Annotated in this window: 17 protein-coding genes and 1 pseudogene; 14 read left to right on the plus strand and 4 right to left on the minus strand. The window is 44.4% G+C overall.

All coding sequences use genetic code 11. The features are described from left to right. Positions 1–46: 46 nt before the first annotated feature. The 12 genes from DUN60_RS02740 to DUN60_RS02795 all read left to right on the plus strand — a co-directional run bounded on the left by DUN60_RS02740 (position 47) and on the right by DUN60_RS02795 (position 9,378). Complete coding sequence (locus DUN60_RS02740; protein ID WP_004736225.1) at positions 47–541, plus strand: chemotaxis protein CheW; 495 nt, start codon at positions 47–49, stop codon at positions 539–541. Beyond that, positions 541–1,053, plus strand: a complete 513-nt coding sequence (locus tag DUN60_RS02745; protein WP_017090989.1) for a DUF2802 domain-containing protein — start codon at positions 541–543, stop codon at positions 1,051–1,053. Before DUN60_RS02740 ends, DUN60_RS02745 begins: the two co-directional genes overlap by 1 nt. A gap of 278 nt (positions 1,054–1,331) precedes the next feature. Continuing rightward, on the plus strand, positions 1,332–1,949 hold the full coding sequence (ccmA, locus tag DUN60_RS02750) for a cytochrome c biogenesis heme-transporting ATPase CcmA (RefSeq protein ID WP_012603450.1): 618 nt from the start codon (positions 1,332–1,334) through the stop codon (positions 1,947–1,949). 1 nt (position 1,950) lies between these two features. Continuing rightward, positions 1,951–2,619 carry a heme exporter protein CcmB gene (gene ccmB / locus DUN60_RS02755; protein WP_004736228.1) on the plus strand — a complete coding sequence of 223 codons (669 nt, stop codon included), beginning with the start codon at positions 1,951–1,953 and terminating at the stop codon, positions 2,617–2,619. A 178-nt stretch (positions 2,620–2,797) separates the two neighbouring features. Beyond that, complete coding sequence (locus DUN60_RS02760) at positions 2,798–3,538, plus strand: heme ABC transporter permease (protein ID WP_054548164.1); 741 nt, start codon at positions 2,798–2,800, stop codon at positions 3,536–3,538. Between the two features lie 14 nt (positions 3,539–3,552). Beyond that, positions 3,553–3,759 (plus strand): heme exporter protein CcmD, encoded by a 207-nt coding sequence (ccmD, locus tag DUN60_RS02765; protein WP_004736230.1) that lies wholly within the window; start codon positions 3,553–3,555, stop codon positions 3,757–3,759. Continuing rightward, the gene (gene ccmE / locus DUN60_RS02770) at positions 3,756–4,238 is read left to right on the plus strand and encodes a cytochrome c maturation protein CcmE (protein ID WP_017076805.1); all 483 of its coding nucleotides are present in this window, start codon (positions 3,756–3,758) and stop codon (positions 4,236–4,238) included. Before ccmD ends, ccmE begins: the two co-directional genes overlap by 4 nt. After that, positions 4,235–6,205 (plus strand): heme lyase CcmF/NrfE family subunit, encoded by a 1,971-nt coding sequence (locus tag DUN60_RS02775; protein WP_017084525.1) that lies wholly within the window; start codon positions 4,235–4,237, stop codon positions 6,203–6,205. Before ccmE ends, DUN60_RS02775 begins: the two co-directional genes overlap by 4 nt. A gap of 5 nt (positions 6,206–6,210) precedes the next feature. Then, the gene (locus DUN60_RS02780; RefSeq protein ID WP_004736035.1) at positions 6,211–6,762 is read left to right on the plus strand and encodes a DsbE family thiol:disulfide interchange protein; all 552 of its coding nucleotides are present in this window, start codon (positions 6,211–6,213) and stop codon (positions 6,760–6,762) included. Then, the gene (locus DUN60_RS02785) at positions 6,759–7,247 is read left to right on the plus strand and encodes a cytochrome c-type biogenesis protein (RefSeq protein WP_102447220.1); all 489 of its coding nucleotides are present in this window, start codon (positions 6,759–6,761) and stop codon (positions 7,245–7,247) included. The genes DUN60_RS02780 and DUN60_RS02785 overlap by 4 nt, the downstream gene beginning before the upstream one ends. Beyond that, positions 7,247–8,467, plus strand: a complete 1,221-nt coding sequence (gene ccmI / locus DUN60_RS02790; protein WP_114633113.1) for a c-type cytochrome biogenesis protein CcmI — start codon at positions 7,247–7,249, stop codon at positions 8,465–8,467. Before DUN60_RS02785 ends, ccmI begins: the two co-directional genes overlap by 1 nt. Before the next feature lie 125 nt (positions 8,468–8,592). Beyond that, entirely contained in the window at positions 8,593–9,378 is a 786-nt protein-coding gene (locus DUN60_RS02795; RefSeq protein WP_114633114.1) for an MlaA family lipoprotein, read from the plus strand. A gap of 94 nt (positions 9,379–9,472) precedes the next feature. Here DUN60_RS02795 and DUN60_RS02800 read toward each other — a convergent pair whose 3' ends face one another. From DUN60_RS02800 to DUN60_RS02815, 4 genes and pseudogenes are all read right to left on the minus strand, one after another. Beyond that, complete coding sequence (locus tag DUN60_RS02800; RefSeq protein WP_114633115.1) at positions 9,473–10,777, minus strand: outer membrane protein transport protein; 1,305 nt, start codon at positions 10,775–10,777, stop codon at positions 9,473–9,475. Between the two features lie 296 nt (positions 10,778–11,073). Further along, the gene (locus tag DUN60_RS02805; RefSeq protein ID WP_050621067.1) at positions 11,074–12,336 is read right to left on the minus strand and encodes an outer membrane protein transport protein; all 1,263 of its coding nucleotides are present in this window, start codon (positions 12,334–12,336) and stop codon (positions 11,074–11,076) included. 297 nt (positions 12,337–12,633) lie between these two features. After that, positions 12,634–13,362: a DUF3379 domain-containing protein gene (locus tag DUN60_RS02810; protein WP_114633116.1), complete on the minus strand. Its 729-nt coding sequence runs from the start codon at positions 13,360–13,362 to the stop codon at positions 12,634–12,636. Beyond that, positions 13,355–13,904: pseudogene (locus DUN60_RS02815) on the minus strand (sigma-70 family RNA polymerase sigma factor). Before DUN60_RS02815 ends, DUN60_RS02810 begins: the two are co-directional and overlap by 8 nt. Positions 13,905–14,468: 564 nt before the next feature. Between DUN60_RS02815 and fadI the strand changes: the two are divergent. Further along, positions 14,469–15,776, plus strand: a complete 1,308-nt coding sequence (gene fadI, locus DUN60_RS02820) for an acetyl-CoA C-acyltransferase FadI (RefSeq protein ID WP_017073609.1) — start codon at positions 14,469–14,471, stop codon at positions 15,774–15,776. Then, positions 15,776–18,022, plus strand: a complete 2,247-nt coding sequence (gene fadJ, locus DUN60_RS02825; RefSeq protein ID WP_162808205.1) for a fatty acid oxidation complex subunit alpha FadJ — start codon at positions 15,776–15,778, stop codon at positions 18,020–18,022. The genes fadI and fadJ overlap by 1 nt, the downstream gene beginning before the upstream one ends. Positions 18,023–18,386 lie beyond the last annotated feature (364 nt).

An 18,386-nucleotide genomic window follows, 5' to 3' on the forward strand; every position in this document is an offset into this window, starting at 1 on the left:
ATCAAGTTAATAATAGTGGTCGGTAACGACGGCAAGAGGATTAAATATGTCTCATATGAGTGAAATTGAAGTAAGAAAAGACCCAACCAATGATGAAGTACTTCAATGGGTGACATTCCAGCTAGAAGAAGAAACTTACGGCATTAATGTTATGCAGGTACGTGAAGTACTTCGCTACAGTGAAATTGCTCCAGTACCGGGTGCTCCAGATTACGTTCTAGGTATTATTAACCTGCGTGGTAACGTTGTTACTGTTATCGACACTCGTTCTCGCTTTGGTTTGATGCAAGGTGAAATCACAGACAACACTCGTATCATCGTTATTGAATCTGAGCGTCAAGTCATTGGCATTCTAGTAGACAGCGTTGCTGAAGTGGTTTACCTACGTTCTTCTGAAATCGACACAACTCCAAGTGTTGGTACTGATGAAAGTGCTAAGTTCATCCAAGGTGTTAGTAATCGTGATGGCAAGCTGCTTATCTTGGTAGATCTAAACAAACTACTAAGCGAAGACGAATGGGATGAGATGGCTCACCTGTAATGTTTGAAGCGCTTCCTTTAAGCCCTGTTGCTCTGATTGCCGGAGTCGGGGTTTTTACGTTATTCATCGTGATTTTGATTAGCAAAGTAAAACGTGCGATTCAAAAGCAGCTCGATCAGTCACGTCTGCAAGTTCGTAACTTGGACAAAGAGCTTCAAAAATCGAGCAAGCAATTGCTTGAGGTTCGCTCTGTCGTGGTTGGCCTTGGTCAGAAAGTGACGGAACAGCAAGATCTAATCAAGCACTTGAATGAACGCATTGTAGAGCTGGAACATGTTGATACCGATGGGCGCTTGTACACGCGTGCAACGAAAATGGTTCAGCTTGGTGCAGGGATAAACGAACTGATCGAAGAGTGTGAATTACCTAAAGCTGAAGCTGAGCTGATGATGTCTCTGCAGAATAAGCTCGCGGGTAAGGAAAAAATCCCTTCGCTAAGAAGTAACCCTTCATCGTACGATGAACAACCAGATGCATCTCATAAGCGCAGAGACCCAACTCGACGTCGTTAAATTGAGCGCTCGCTGCGTATTGAGTAATTGGTGTTTATCGTGCACTCCTCTTAAAAGAAGCTTCGGCTTCTTTTTTTATGCCTGACAGCTCTATATAGAACGATGTTTATAAGTGCTTGTATCTAAGGCAGTATCTTGTTTGTTGATGAAAATGTGTAAATTGTGATGCGGTGGTAACAGTTTCTTACGGAGTTTGTTCTATCGAAAACGCCTAGTCCTGTTTTGTCACCATATTGGTGTGCTACTATAGCCCTTTCATTACTCGACTAAATTTACCTATGCTTGAAGTCTCAAATTTAACTGCTATTCGTGACGACAGGGTTCTATTTGAATCGTTGTCTTTTCAATTGAAACCCGGTGAGCTGGTTCAAGTTGAAGGTCGTAACGGTACTGGGAAAACGACACTCCTTAGGATTATCACCGGCTTAGGTGATCGTGATGAAGGCACTATCTCTTGGGATGGTGAGTCCATTGAAACGAGTCGAGATGTGTATCACCAAAATTTGCTTTTTCTTGGTCACCAAACTGGCGTAAAACGCGAGCTTAGTGCCTATGAAAACCTGAGCTTCTATCAATCGATTCACAGCAGTGGAACGAGTAAGGAAGAACTTTACAATGCATTGGCTCAAGTCGGCCTTGCTGGACGAGAAGACGTGCCTGCAGGTCAACTTTCGGCGGGTCAACAGCGCCGTGTAGCATTGGCTCGTCTATGGTTAAGTAAGCAAATGTTGTGGATTCTAGATGAACCGCTGACTGCCATTGATAAGCAGGGCGTTAAAGTTCTTGAGTCTCTTTTTTCTCAGCATGCAGACAACGGTGGCATTGTGTTATTAACCACACACCAAGACATGTTTGCTGATAGCCCGAAACTAAGAAAAATAAAGTTGGGTGAGTAATATGATTTCTTCAATGACAACGATCATTCGACGTGAGCTGTTGATCGCATTTCGTCGCCAAGCCGATATCTTTAACCCTCTGTGGTTTTTTATCATTGTCATCACCCTTTTCCCATTGAGTATCGGCCCTGAGCCAAACCTACTTGCGCGTATCGCAGCGGGCATTGTTTGGGTTGCTGCTTTACTTTCTGCATTACTCTCTCTCGAACGATTATTCCGAGATGATTTCCAAGATGGCGCCCTCGAGCAGATGATGCTGATGCCCATCCCGTTGCAGTTGGTAGTATTGTCCAAGGTCATAGCGCACTGGTTATTGACAGGGTTACCATTAATATTGATCAGTCCGTTGTTAGCGGTACTGCTGTCCTTAGATTTCGATACTTGGTTATCGGTGGTCTTAACGTTATTGGTGGGTACGCCTGCATTAAGCTTTATTGGTGCGATTGGTGTCGCTTTAACGGTTGGATTACAAAAAGGCGGTGTGCTGTTAAGTCTGCTTATTTTGCCGTTGTATATCCCAATTCTTATATTTGCTACATCAGCGATTGATGCGGCAGCACTAGGCGTTGCGTATAACGGACAATTAGCTGTGTTAGGGGCAATGCTAATGGGCGCAATGACGCTCACCCCATTTGCCATAAGCGCAGCGCTGAGAGTGAGTGTTAACTAGTTAATTATCTGATTAAAACTAGCTAACTAAGCGCTCACTTCCACTTTGTTTGTTCAGAGTGAACTAATTGAAGCTTTTAAACTCATAGAGTCACTGAAAGAGACAGTAAGCCAAATAAATTATAATAATTATAGCTGTAATAGCTGTAAGCAATATGAAGTAAGAGTGAGATTACAACATGTGGAAATGGCTCCATCCCTATGCCAAAGCAGAAACCTCTTATCAGCTTGCTGGTAAACTTCTGCCATGGTTCTCTATCCTAGCGCTATTGTGTCTATCCGCCGGTACTGTGTGGGGGCTTGCATTTGCGCCTTCTGATTACCAACAAGGCGATAGCTTCCGTATCATCTATATCCATGTTCCGTCTGCAATTTGGTCGATGGGTGTATACATGTCGATGGCAATTGCAGCATTCATCGGCTTGGTATGGCAGGTGAGATTATCAGACATGGCTGCATTGGCTATGGCGCCTATTGGTGCTGTATTTACCTTCATAGCGCTGCTAACTGGTGCTGTTTGGGGTAAACCAATGTGGGGAGCTTGGTGGGTTTGGGATGCGCGTTTGACCTCAGAGCTGATTCTTCTATTCCTATACTTGGGTGTGATTGCACTACACCACGCGTTTGACGACCAAAAAACCGCAGCGAAAGCAGCCGGTATTTTGGCGATCGTTGGTGTCATCAACCTACCTATCATTCACTTTTCAGTAGAGTGGTGGAATACACTTCACCAAGGCGCGACTATTACTAAGTTCGATCAGCCTTCTATTTCAAGTGACATGCTATGGCCGCTTCTTCTCAACATCTTCGGCTTCGCCTTTTTCTTTGGTGCTGTGACTATGGTTCGTTTTAGAAACGAAATCATCAGTAAAGAAAGTCACCGTCCGTGGGTTCGTAAACTTGCGGCTGATAAAGCGTAGTAGGGTAGGTAATTATGTATTTTGAATCTCTGAGTGATTTCTTTGCCATGGGTGGCTACGCCTCATATGTATGGAGTGCATTTGGAATCACATTCCTCGCGATGATCATTTTACTGGTCTTAAGCGTTCGTCGTGGTAAGCAATTACTAAATGAAGTACAAGCTAAGATTGATCGTCAAGCTCGTATCGATGCAGCAAAAAATATGGAGAACACTCTATGAACCCAAGACGTAAAAAGAGGCTGGGCATTGTCTTAGCGATCTTTTTTGGTATCAGTGCAACTGTTGGATTAATGGTTTATGCGCTTAACCAGAACATGGATCTGTTCTACACGCCAACTGAGCTTGTTAACGGCAAAGATGGCAAGAAACCTGAAGTTGGCCAACGTCTGCGTATTGGTGGCATGGTTGTAGTCGGTTCTGTAAGCCGTGACAACGAATCACTACGTGTAAGCTTTGACTTGAAAGATGTTGGTCCTAAAGTAACGATTTTATACGATGGCATTCTTCCTGATCTTTTCCGTGAAGGGCAAGGTATTGTTGCTCAAGGCGTTCTGAAAGATGCGACAACAATTGAAGCTTTCGAAGTCTTAGCGAAACACGATGAAGAGTACATGCCTTCTGAAGTTGCTGAAGCAATGAAGAAAACCCATGAGCCAATGCAGTACTCGACAGAACAAAAAGAAGGAAGTGCTCAATGATAGCCGAGATCGGCCACTTTGCCATGATCCTGTCCTTAGGGCTGGGATTGCTATTGAGTGTGCTCCCGCTGTATGGGGCAGCTCGAAATAACACATTATTAATGAATAGTGCACGACCGCTGTCATGGGGTATGTTCGGATTCCTAGCGATTTCGTTTTTTATCTTGTGCTACGCGTTCTACACCAATGATTTTACGGTTCAATACGTAGCAAGTAACTCGAATAGCCAACTTCCTTGGTACTACCGAATCACAGCGGTTTGGGGTGCTCATGAAGGTTCATTACTGCTTTGGGTTCTTATCCAAGCGGGTTGGACGGTTGCAGTAGCGACGTTTAGCCGTGGTATGCCTCAAGAGTCGGTGGCTCGCGTACTGGCTATCATGGGCTTGATTACTGTCGGCTTCTTGCTGTTCATTATCGTAACGTCTAACCCGTTCTTACGTACACTGCCTTACTTTCCTGTCGATGGCCGTGACTTGAATCCACTACTGCAAGACCCGGGTTTGATTATTCACCCGCCTATGCTTTACATGGGTTATGTAGGTTTCTCGGTTGCGTTCTCTTTCGCTATTGCATCTCTAATGAGTGGTCGTCTAGATACGGCGTGGGCTCGTTGGTCTCGTCCTTGGACGATCGCGGCATGGTTATTCCTAACGGTAGGTATCGCACTTGGTTCATGGTGGGCTTACTACGAACTTGGCTGGGGTGGCTGGTGGTTCTGGGATCCAGTAGAAAACGCTTCATTCATGCCTTGGTTGGCTGGTACAGCGCTGATGCACTCGCTTGCGGTAACAGAAAAGCGTGGCACATTTAAAGCATGGACAGTATTGCTGGCTATCTCTGCATTCTCACTAAGCTTATTGGGTACGTTCCTAGTTCGTTCGGGCATCTTGGTATCGGTTCACGCATTCGCGTCAGATCCTGCTCGTGGTATGTTTATTCTAGGCTTCCTAGTGTTCGTTATCGGTGGTTCACTGCTGTTGTTTGCTGTTAAAGGCGCATCGGTTCGTGTCCGTGGTAACTTTGATTTGGTTTCTCGTGAAAACGCACTGCTCGGTAACAATATCTTGTTGATTGCTGCGTTAGTGGTTGTGTTAGTGGGTACGTTGTTACCACTCGTTCATAAGCAGTTAGGTCTGGGCTCGGTTTCAATTGGTGCACCATTCTTTGATATGTTGTTCTTCTGGTTAATGATCCCGTTCTCGTTCCTATTGGGTATCGGTCCACTGATCCGTTGGAAACGTGACAATCTGTCTAAGCTTATTAAGCCAATGTTAGTGTCGGGTATCTTCTCGTTAGGTTTAAGTGCGCTAATGGTAACCATGCTAGCTGATCGCTTTAGTGGTACTGCTTTTGCTGGTTGGGTGATGGCGTTCTGGATCTTCTTCATGCACGGCTTTGAGCTACATGAGCGTGCAACACACCGTCATACCTTCATGAAAGGCCTAACTAAGCTGCCTCGTAGCCATTGGGCAATGATCTGTGGTCACATGGGTTTAGCCGTAACAGTGATCGGTATCGCGATGGTGCAAAACTACAGCATCGAACGTGATGTGCGTTTAGCGCCAGGCGAAAGCTACCAACTTGAAGAATACAGCTTCCTGTTTACAGGGGTTCGTGACAAAGATGGCCCTAACTATGATGGTTACATTGCTGACTTTGAAATTACCAAAGAAGGCAAATACATCAACACGCTTCACGCTGAAAAACGTTTCTACACTACAGCTAAGTCTATGATGACTGAAGCGGCGATTGATCGTGGCGTAACGCGCGACCTTTATATCGCAATGGGTGAGCGTTTAGACGACAACAAATCTTGGGCTGTACGTATCTACTACAAACCATTTGTACGTTGGATCTGGGCGGGTTCTTTGATCATGTCGATTGGTGGTGTGATTGCCATCAGTGACCGTCGTTACCGTTTCCGTAAGCCAACGAAAAAGTCGGCTCAAGAGCAGGAGGCTTAATTCGAATGAACAAGAAGATTTTATTCATTCCATTGATTGCGTTCATGGTTCTAGCTGGAATCTTTGCAACTCAATTGATGCGTAACCAGTCGGGTGATGACCCGACTAAACTTGAATCCGTATTGATTGGTAAGCAGGTTCCTGAGTTTGGCCTAGAGGATTTGGAACAGCCGGGTAAGTTTCATGATCAAGCTATCTTTAAAGGTGAGCCGCTGCTTCTTAATGTGTGGGCGACTTGGTGTCCTACTTGTTATGCAGAGCACTCTTACCTGAATAAGTTAGCGGATCAAGGCGTTAAGATTATTGGCCTTAACTACAAAGATGATCGCAATAAAGCGGTTGGTTGGTTAAAAGAACTGGGCAACCCGTACTTAATCAGCTTGTTCGATGGTAACGGTATGTTAGGTCTTGACCTTGGCGTATATGGCGCTCCTGAGACCTTCCTAATTGATGCTAACGGTGTGGTTCGTTACCGCCATGTTGGTGACGTGAACCCGACTAACTGGGCATCGACGCTTCAGCCGATGTACCAAGAGTTATTGGAGGAGGCGAAATGATTAAACAAACACTTGTAGCAATGTTCGCCACGTTCGCTATCTCTGCGTCGGTAACGGCGGCGCCTATCGAATTTCATGAGTTTGATACGGTCGATCAAGAGCAGCAATTTAAAGATTTGAGCAATACGCTTCGTTGCCCAAAATGTCAGAACAATACGATTGGTGATTCGAACGCGGAACTTGCGGTCGACTTGCGTCAAAAAGTGTATGAGATGACAAAAGAAGGCAAGTCTGAGCAAGAAATTATTGATTATATGATTGCTCGTTACGGTAACTTTGTAACGTACAACCCGCCACTGACCTTGGCGACATCGATCCTATGGGTTGGTCCGTTTTCGGTTGTTGTATTAGGTTTTGGTTTGATTGTTTTACGAAGCAGAAAGTCAAAATCAAAAGCAGTAGAGTCCAATAAAGACTGGGATGCAGACAAAGAAGCACGTTTAAAAGCGTTACTCGACGAAGAGAACGACGGAGATAAACAGTAATGACTCTATTTTGGATTTCTACAATTGTCCTTTCGCTAGCCGCAGTTTTATTGATTGTTCTGCCTTTCTTGAATAAGAAAGAAAACAACGATGACGTGCTTCGCGATGAGTTGAATAAAGCCTTCTATAAAGATCGCTTAGTTGAATTAGAAGTAGAAGCTGAAGAAGGCCTTGTTGATAACGAGCAAGAACTGATCGCTGACTTAAAACAGTCGCTACTTGATGACGTTCCAACGCAAGAAAAAATCAAGAGAACACAAATATCTACGCTGGGTGTCGTTGTACCGTCAGTGATTCTGGTTCTGGTTGTGACTTATGGTATGTACTTCCAGTTTGGTGCATTAGACAAAGTTCAACACTGGCAAGAAGTGAGTTCGAACCTTCCTGAGTTGTCTAAAAAGTTAATGTCATCAGAAGGTGGAACGCTTACCGATGATGAACTTGAAGATTTGACTCTAGCGCTTCGTACTCGTCTTCACTATCAACCAAAAGATTCAACCGGTTGGCTACTGCTTGGCCGTATTGCATTAGCAAACCGAGACGCAGAAACAGCGAAAGATTCTATGGAAAGAGCTTACAAACTTGAGCCTAAGAATGAAGATGTTCAGTTAGGTTTTGCTCAAGCACTGATGCTTTCACCTGATGAAGCCGATCAAAACCAAGCGCGTTTGATTTTGAGCCGTTTGATCCAAAACGATTATGTCGACCTTCGAGTGTTCTCACTGCTAGCGTTTGATTCTTTTGAACGTCAAGATTACCCGGGTGCTGTGAAGTACTGGAGCATCATGCAACAGATGATTGGTCCACAAGATAGCCGCTACGAGATGTTGTCACGCAGTATTGAAAGTGCTCAGAAGAAAATGGGTGACACCATGGGTGTTGACCAAGGTAAGAGTGTTGCAGTAACGCTTGAGCTGTCTGGCGATGTTAATGCTGATCCTAAGTCTGTGTTGGTTGTTTCAGTACATAGAGCTGATGGCTCACCAATGCCGGTCGCTGCAGCCCGTTACCCATTGGGTTCTTTCCCACGCACTGTTGTTCTCGATGATGGTAACAGCATGATGGAAGGATCTAAGTTGTCTAGCCTTGAAACTCTGATGGTTAGAGCTAGGCTTGATACAGATGGTAACGTTTCAACTCGCGATGGTGATTGGTACGGTGAAAGTGAAGTGGTTGAACTGGGTGCTCCAGTGACCATTAATATAAATAAGCAATATTAATCATCATTTTGCATAGGTGTTAGCTATTCCGATTTTGCAACAAACGGTATAGACTTACGCAACCAATTGAGGCCAGCGATTGCTGGCCTTTTTTTATTATATGAGTTCCTTATGGAAAAGGTGATATGTCTGTCAGTGTTTTAAGACTCTCGAGTTTACTTTTTATCGCAAGCTTAACGGTGGGCTGTTCTAGCGCGCCAGATGAAAGCACGAACGATAATAACCTCGAAACCTCTGAATACGTCGAAGAGTCCCACCCGAATGACCCTTTCGAAGGGTTCAACCGAGCGATGTGGGATATCAACTACGAATATCTTGATCCTTATTTAGTTCGTCCTGTTTCACTCGCTTATGTTGGCTACACCCCTGTTCCAGTTCGCTCTGGTCTCTCAAATTTTTTAGCCAATTTAGATGAACCTGCAAGCATGGTGAACAACTTATTCATGGGTAATGGCGAGAAAGCACTCGACCATTTCAACCGTTTTTGGATTAACTCAACCTTTGGCTTGTTGGGCCTAATCGATATTGCCAGTGAAGCGGGTATCACCAAATATGACGACAAGTCGTTTTCTGATGCGATTGGTCACTATGGGGTAGGGAATGGGCCGTACTTTATGGTGCCGGGTTATGGTCCTATTACGACTCGTGAAGTGACGGAGCAAGTGGATAGTCTGTATGTACCTTTGTCATTAATTAGCTTCTGGGCGAGCCTCGGAAAGTGGGCGTTCGAAGGCATGGAAACTCGTGCTCAGTTAGTTTCTCAAGAAGCTCTGTTGGATGACTCGCCAGATCCATATGCTCTGACTCGTGAAGTTTACATTCAACGTCGTGACTTTAAAGCCGAAATCGAACCGGAAGAAGTCGATCTTGAAGAAGAAGATTTCATTGACGGATATCTAGAAGATTACTAGATATAAGGTTTTGAATATCAGATAAAAGAAAGGCTCGATGTTGATAAGAACATCGAGCCTTTTTAATGTTTATTACTTTGATTCAGTAAATAGATTAGAAGCGGTAGTTAGCTTGGATACCCACTAACCAGATGCTACCTGTCACTTCACCTTCGAAGTCGCCACCAAATGGTGCTGATGCTGCATCGTCTTCAAGCATTTTTGCGTCTTTCGCTAAAATGTAAGTGAAACCTGCGTCTAGAGTTAGTTGCTCAGACCATTGGTAGCCTGCACCAATACTTAACCAAGTACGGTCTGTTTCAGGAATAGTTGCAGTGCGGTGCTCTTCGCTTACTGCTGATGTGTCGTATGCGATACCAGAACGTAAAGCTAACTTAGGTGTCATTTGGTAAGTTGTACCAATCGCAAAGCGGTAGTTGTCTTCCCAATTTTCTTCTTTTATATCTTGCGAACTAGCAGGTCCAAACTCAGGGATATCGGCAACTAACTCTTTAAAGCTGCTCCAATTCGTCCAGTTTACACTCGCATGTATTGCAACTTTCTCAGTTAATTGATGAAAGCTCGCTAGTTCGGCAGTAGCCGGCAATGCTAGTTGCATTGAACCATTGTATTGAGACTTAACCGGAGTACCTATAGCGCCGGCTACGGCATCAAAACCTACACCTTTTGCGTGGCCTTCCAGTGTAAGGTCAACTTCTGATTTGTAGGTAAAACCAAGGCGGTTGTTTTCATTGATTTGCCACGCAGTACCTAACTGCCAACCCCATGCAGTGTCATCACCTTCCATGTACTTTAAAGCAGTCCCTGTTGGTAATGGAACAAGGGAATTCGCGGTAGATGCTGCGCCAAAGCTGCCTTCAGCCATGATGTAACGAACACCACCACCAACAGATACACTCTCAAGTACTTGGTATGCCGCGTTTAAGTTTAGCTCCATTGTGGTAACACTTGCCTCGTTACCATGGTTCGCACCGCCAAAGTCTTTGCCTAGGTCTGTTTCCATGCCGTAGTTAGTGCCAGCAGCAAAGCCCAACGCAAATTTTTCGTTGTACTTATGAGAAACATAAAAGTTTGGGATCACTGCGCTATGAGCGAAATCGCTAGAGTTCGATGAAGTAGACTTACCCATCATAGAGGTAGAAGTACCGTCGATATCAATGTTTGGATCAACATAGATACCACCAACAGAAACTTGAGTACCTTCTAGGTAAGTCAGCATTGCAGGGTTACGCCACTGTGCGTCTGCACCGTCAGCCATTGCAGCTTCACCAGCGTACGCACGGCCAAGACCTGTTGCTGAGTATTCTGCTAGTTGAAAACCTGCCGCGTGAGTGACGGTAGAAGTCGAAAGTAGTCCAACTGCCACTGCAGCAGATAGAAGAGTCTTATTCATTTTCATTATTATGTTCGCTGAATCATAAGTATTTAGTGTCGTGATTCTACGTTTAGAGTTATTACTTTAAAAATGAAATTCGAATAAAACAGTGTTTTAGGGATTAAATGAGTAAATGTGTTTAATTATTAGAGAAATAATCTAAATGTTTCGGCTGTGTTGCGAAGTTTGAGCGTACACTTGTAGGCATATTTTGCCTCTGCAGGCTACAGCTGTAAGCTTAAATTGATGTTGGTCAGTGGGTTATGCAATAAAAAAGGGTCGCGTAATGCGACCCTTTGGGATTGTTAACTTCGATTATATTAGAAGCTACGGCTGTACTGCAGACCTAGTAGGATTGCATCAGCATGTGTAGTTGCGCTAACAGATGTCGCACCTAAGCTTTCTTCAACTTTAGTGTCATCACCTAGTAGGTAAGTGAAACCAAAGTCTACGTTAGAGTCTGTATTAATGTGGTACGTAAAACCAGCAGAGAACCACTGACGATCTGAGTCAGGAACTGAGATAGAAGTTAGTGAGTCTTGCGCACTTGTGTCATACATGTAACCAGCACGTAATGTCCAATCAGTGTTTAGGTAGTAAGTACCACCAATAGCGTAGTGCCAACCATCTTGCCACTTGTAGTCTTTTTGGTATGCGCCAGTACCACCACTTAATGCGTAAGCTAGTGTTGATTGTGTAGGGTCTAGGTTCTCAAAATCAATTGAGTCAAATGCACTCCAACCAATCCACTGTACAGAGTAGTGAACTGCAAACTTAGTGTCTTCGATTTTATGGAAGCCAGAGAACTCAGCCATATCTGGTAGAGGAAGAGTGATTTCCTGACCGTTATCGTCTTCAGCTGTGAACTCTGGGCTGTAGCGGTATGAGAAACCAAAGCGGTTGTTTTCATCTAACTCGTAGACTGTACCTACATTGAAGCCTACAGCCCAACCAGTTGCACCATCCACGTCAAGTAGGCTTGTACCTGCTGCTTGGCCAAAACCGATACCAGCAGTACGTTTCATTGTACCTTCACCATAGATTAGGTCTAGACCGGCACCAAAGCTCCATTGATCGTTTAGACGGTATGAACCTGCTAGACCGAAGTTGATGCTCATTACATCTGTTAAACCGCCATATTCACTAGCTAGGTAATCATCTGAAAACTCAGTTTTAGTACCGAAGTTAGAGTAAGCGTTCACACCCCAAGCAAACTTTTCATTAACAGGAACAATGAGGTGAATGTTTGGAGCTACAGAAGTATCACCAACATCATCAACGCTATCGACTGGCATTGCGCCACCAAGCGTATTGTAGCTAGTATCTTTCACTTCAATCATTGAAGTGATTGTTTCAAAACCAAGAGATAGCTCAGTTTTGTCAAATAGTGCCATTGCTGCAGGGTTACGTGCCATTACTGACGCGTTATCTGCGATTACTGCATCACCAGCGAAAGCACGGCCGATGCCGGTTGCTGATTGTGCGTTAAGTTGGAAACCTGCTGCCATCGCTTGCGAAGACGCCAGTGTAATGGTTACTGCTAAAAGAGACTTTTTAAACAGACGCGTGTTGTTGGTAGTCATTCATTTATTCCTTTATATATCCGCCTCTACAGGGCGATTAATTTGAGCAATTGCTCAATGGTGGCTGATCCTATTCGCAAGTATACGATATACAAATCCGACCATTGGAAATTTTGAGGGTAAAATTATGGAAATGACGCCTATCTGGCACGAAAATGGTGTGAAATGCTGTTTTTTAGAGTTTTAACTCTAGAGGTATTGGTGTGGTGAATGATTTTGCGGTTTATTGATAAATAAAGCCCAGCAATATCAGTGATATACTTGCTGGGCCTTTTGTGACGGGGCTTTGAGAGCGAATTAGCTCATCGGTTTAATCATTTTGGTTAGCTTTTCGGCGATTTTAGAGACATCCTCGCCATCTTCGCCGACAAGGATCAAACTGCTGCCATCGATCGGTGTTACTGAGCCTGACATGCCTTTTTCATCAAAGTCGATAGACTTGTCAGTCGGAATTCCAGTTAAAAACAGAGTGACCTTGCCTTTTTCGCCTTGAAAAACCATGTGCATTGCGTTGGACTTGCCAAAGCCACAATGGTTCAGGTAATAGACGTGGTAAGGGAAGGCTTCATCAAATTGATAAGCGAATGGATTCATTTTTGCGTTGATCTGTTGTGATGTCACTTGTTCGTCGATTGAACTCACAAAGCTTTTTTCATCAACAACATGTTTCATTGCAGTATCGACTAAACTTGCTTGAGCAGGAGCAACCAGTGCATTTCCCCAATTAACCTGTCCTACAAGTAAGCCAGCAATGAATGCCACTGAAGCGGCCATCGCCATTGCCCGTCTAGCAAACGTAGGTCTTACTACTTTGCTTTCTTCGCTTGAGGTCTGATTGAACAGAATACGATCAGCAAGATCGTCTGGCACATCGACATTCATCGCTGAATGGATCTGCTTATCAAGCGATAGTACATCGTCTAAGAAGTGACTATTGGCTTCACTACTTGCTACAGCATCGATAATATCTGGTGTTCGTTGTTTAGGTTCCGACAAAACACGACGACGAAATTCTAAATCATCCATTATGTTGCCCCCTCTCTGCCTCTTCTGTATCCAGCATCTCTTTCAACTGATTTCGAGCTCTGAATAAACGTGTCATTACTGTGTTTTTGTTGAGATTGAGGATATCTGCAATCTCTTCACCACTAAATCCACCAATCACTTGTAGGAAGAGTGGTTCACGGTAATCGACTTCAAGTTTCATGATCTGAGCTTGCAACCACAAATGTTGATGGTGCGGGTCATCACTGACACTAGCATCATTACCATGATCATCGATATCAACTAGATCAAACTGTTTGCGTTCAAAGCGACGTGCGTTTCTCGCGCCTCAAGATAGTAATAAGCCAAGACTTAGCGGCTTTTTCATCTTGAAGGCTATCTAATGACTTCCATGCACGAAGGCAAGTTTCTTGCACTAAATCTTCGGCAATGGTTTTGTCTTTGCATAACCAATAAGCGTAGCGAAAGAGGTCACGATGATAAGCACGCACGAGTGCTTCGTATTTTCTTTGTTTGTCCATATCAGAGTTGACCGGACGCTTGGCAGTTTTCTTTCCAAACATTTTTATTATCGACACACGAGCCTCCATAATTGCTCTGTGTATAGCTGTCTTCTATACGTTGTGCTTTGTTTTTATATTCTGTTTCGTTTTTAGAGCTACTGATTTGCAGGAAATCGTAAAATCACAATGAAAATTGATCTACTTCAAAATCTAAGGCTTCGAACAAGCTATAGTACACCTTGTCGTCTAGTTAGTCATTCGTGGCTAGCATGTTGAGCAAGACGACACTTCCTTTTGAAGGCTGACTTTACTTTCTCCTAATCAGGAAACTGATTATTTCAATTGGCGTTAAGTTAATTGCTTTATATACATTCCGACCACACAGCTTTGTGTGGTTTTTTTTTGCCTCAAGAAAACAATCCTCACACACTGCAATAACAGCGCCTACTCATAATAGTTTAGTCTCTTAGGACAACCTTTCCCCCCAAAAGGTTCGCTTGAAGGTGCAGTTAAATTTTCAAACAGTGAGATACTCGTATCACGTTTATTTAAACGCTCGTTTGATTTTATTAACAACTTCTTTACAATGCTTCAGGTCAGACCTCTTAACATTAAGGAGAAACCATGGGCAAACAGGAAGTCAAAACCCGTTCTGGAGAACGTGTTGCCGTTGTCGCTGGATTACGAACCCCATTCGCTCGTCAGAGCACTGAATTTAGTCAAGTGCCTGCGGTTGACCTAGGCAAAATGGTCGTGAGTGAAATGCTTGCGCGAACAGATATCGATCCTGCGCTTATTGAACAAGTGGTGTTCGGCCAAGTAGTGCAAATGCCAGAAGCACCGAACATTGCACGTGAAATCGTGTTGGGTACAGGCATGGACATCAATACCGATGCCTACAGTGTGACACGAGCATGTGCGACCAGCTTCCAAGCGGCAGTTAACGTGGCCGAGAGTATTATGGCTGGCACGATTGATGTTGGTATTGCTGGTGGGGCGGATTCTTCTTCTGTATTGCCTATCGGTGTTTCCAAAAAATTGGCTGCAAATTTATTGGCATTGAGTAAAACGAAAACGTTGGGCCAAAAGCTCAAGATATTAAAAACGTTATCCGTTAAAGATCTTATGCCTGTGCCACCTGCTGTTGCTGAATATTCTACAGGCCTTTCAATGGGTCAAACCGCAGAGCAGATGGCAAAAACTCATGGTATCACTCGTCTAGAACAAGATGCGCTCGCTCATCGATCTCACTCTCTGGCTTCTAAAGCTTGGAAAGAGGGGAAAATCAAAGATGAAGTGATGACGGCATTCCCGGCACCTTATAAAAAGTATCTAGCGGAAGACAACAATATTCGCCACGACTCAACGGTTGAAGGCTACGCTAAATTACGTCCAGCATTTGATAGAAAGTACGGCAGTGTAACGGCAGCCAATGCCACGCCTCTTACCGATGGCGGCGCTGCGGTGATGTTGATGCGCGAAGGTAAAGCTAAAGAGCTAGGCTTAGAAGTGCTTGGCTATATTCGTGGCTATGCATTCTCAGCGATTGGTGTTGAAACGGATATGTTGATGGGGCCAACTTACGCGACCTCTCAAGTATTGAAGAATACCGGTCTAGAATTATCAGATCTAACGCTTATCGAGATGCACGAAGCATTTGCAGCCCAAGTTCTGGCTAACGTTAAAATGTTTGCAAGTGACGAATTTGCTCAGAAAAACCTTGGCCGTGAAAAAGCGCTTGGCGAGATTGATATGGAGAAGTTCAACGTTCTGGGTAGCTCAATTGCTTACGGACACCCGTTTGCAGCGACTGGCGCACGCATGATGACCCAAACACTACGTGAACTGAAACGTCGCGGCGGCGGCTTAGCACTGAATACAGCTTGTGCGGCTGGTGGCTTAGGTGCAGCAATGATCTTGGAGGTGGAATAATGTCTACGACTCTTGATGTGAAAAAAGAAAAGAAAGCAGTCAAAAAAACGGATTCAACTCCAGTGGCTGCATCCAAAAGTGACAAGACAGTTACAAACGATGAAGCCGTAAAACAGGCGACCGCATTTTCTTTAACTATCGATGACCAAGATATTGCATGGCTTGCGATCGATGTGCCAAACGAAAAAATGAACACGCTACAAGCGGCGTTTGCCGAAGAAATGAAAGCCATCTTCGAGCAGTTGAAGGAAAAGCAAAGCCGAGTTAAGGGCTTGATCGTTCATTCACTAAAGCCAGATAACTTCATTGCTGGTGCTGATGTTCGAATGCTGGATGCTTGTAAGACGGCTGATGAAGCGCAGTCTCTCGCTCGTCAAGGACAGGAGATGTTCCAAACACTCTCAGATCTTCCGTACCCAGTAGTCGCAGCGATTCACGGTCCATGTTTAGGTGGCGGCTTAGAGTTAGCTTTGGCATGTGATTACCGCGTATGTACCGACTCAGATAAGACTCGTCTTGGTTTGCCAGAAGTTCAATTAGGTTTGTTGCCTGGCTCTGGTGGTACACAGCGTTTACCTCGCCTTATCGGTTTGCTGCCTTCTCTTGACCTTATTCTTACGGGTAAACAACTGCGTGCTAAGAAAGCGAAATCGCTCGGTGTAGTCGATGCTTGTGTGCCAGAAACTATCTTGCTTGAAGTCGCTAAGAGCTTTGTTGAAAAGAACTCAGGCGGAAAAAAAGGCAAGCGTCTTGCATCTAAAAGCCAAGCTTCGACCAAAGAGAAGCTTATTTCACGCACGGGTCTTGGTCGCAAGGTGATTTTTGAACAGGCTTCGAAGAAAACTAACCAGAAAACACGCGGCAATTACCCAGCAGCAGATGCGATTCTAGATGTAATTCGCTATGGCCTAGAGAATGGTTTTGATAAAGGCCTTCAGTATGAAGCGAAGCGCTTCTCTGAATTGGTGATGACCGCAGAATCTAAAGCTCTCCGCTCTATTTTCTTCGCCACCACTGAAATGAAAAAAGAACACGGTGCAGACGCAGAACCTAAAGCCGCTAAGCGCGTTGGTGTATTGGGTGGCGGTCTAATGGGGGCGGGTATTAGCCATGTTAGCGTTGCTAAAGCTAAAGTACCGGTTCGTATTAAAGACGTATCCAATGAAGGTGTTCTGAACGCACTTAACTACAACTTTAAGTTGTTCGACAAGCAACGTAAACGTCGCATTTTGAGTAAAGCTGAACTTGAAAGTAAAATGCTGCAGCTTTCTGGTGGTATCGACTTTACGAGCTTTAATCACACCGATGTGGTGATTGAAGCGGTATTTGAAGACCTCGATCTTAAGCAATCGATGATTGCCGACATTGAGGCGAATGCGAAACCTGAGACTATTTTTGCGACCAACACTTCTTCATTGCCAATCCACAAGATTGCAGAGAAGGCACAGCGACCAGAAAACGTTGTCGGTCTTCACTACTTTAGCCCAGCAGATAAAATGCCATTGGTTGAAGTTATTCCTCATGAAACAACGTCAGAAGAGACGATTTCGACAGTTGTTGCATTAGCGAAGAAGCAAGGCAAAACGCCAATTGTTGTTAAAGACACGGCGGGTTTCTACGTGAACCGTATTCTTGCTCCGTACATGAATGAAGCCGCGCACTTATTATTGGCAAATGAGCCGATTGAAAAGCTCGATAGCACGTTATTGGACTTCGGCTTCCCAGTTGGCCCTATCACCTTATTAGATGAGGTGGGTGTTGATATCGGCGCGAAGATTATTCCAATTTTAGTGAATGAGCTTGGCGATCGTTTCCAAGGCCCTGATGTGTTCGATATTCTTTTGAATGACAACCGTAAAGGCCGTAAGAGTGGCAAAGGTTTCTACACCTATAAGGGTAAGAAAAAGGAAGTCGATAAGTCAGTTTACAAGCTGCTTAAGCTGCAACCTGATCCTAAGTTGAGCGATAACGATATCGCGATGCGCTGTGTGTTACCTATGCTAAACGAAGCGGTTCGTTGTTTGGATGACGGTATTATCCGCAGCCCACGTGATGGCGATATTGGTGCTATTTTCGGTATCGGTTTCCCTCCATTCTTAGGAGGTCCGTTCCGATACATGGATCAAATTGGTATTAAGTCATTGGTCGAAATGATGAACGACTTCGCTAAGAAGTACGGTGATCGTTTTGCGCCATGCGATGGCCTACTGACACGTGCTGGTTTGGATGAGTCTTTTTATAAGTAACTCTCTCTACAAGTAACGTTCTAGCACATTGATTATCAAGCCCGTATCAAGCAATTGATGCGGGTTTTTTTTATTTTTTTGAGTGTGCGAAAGGAAGGAGATTCCCGACTCAGCCGTTCCTCCTTCTCGGGAGTGACGAGGAGAGGGATGTGTTCTGCCAGATATTATCGGTGTGTCGGGAGATTCCCAACTCGGTCGTTCCTCCCTCTTAGGAATGACGAAAGAGAGGTTGAAAGTGAGCTATTAGTGTTAATAGTGGGATTGTGGCTAATGCATTGCAATCGAAACTACCGTCATCTCCTAAAGCGACGAAGGAGCGTAATAGGAGATCTGATTTTGTGCTTCATCCAAGAAAAAAGGTTGA

It is taken from the genome of Vibrio splendidus (assembly GCF_003345295.1).
In the GTDB taxonomy this organism is placed as follows: domain Bacteria; phylum Pseudomonadota; class Gammaproteobacteria; order Enterobacterales; family Vibrionaceae; genus Vibrio; species Vibrio splendidus_K.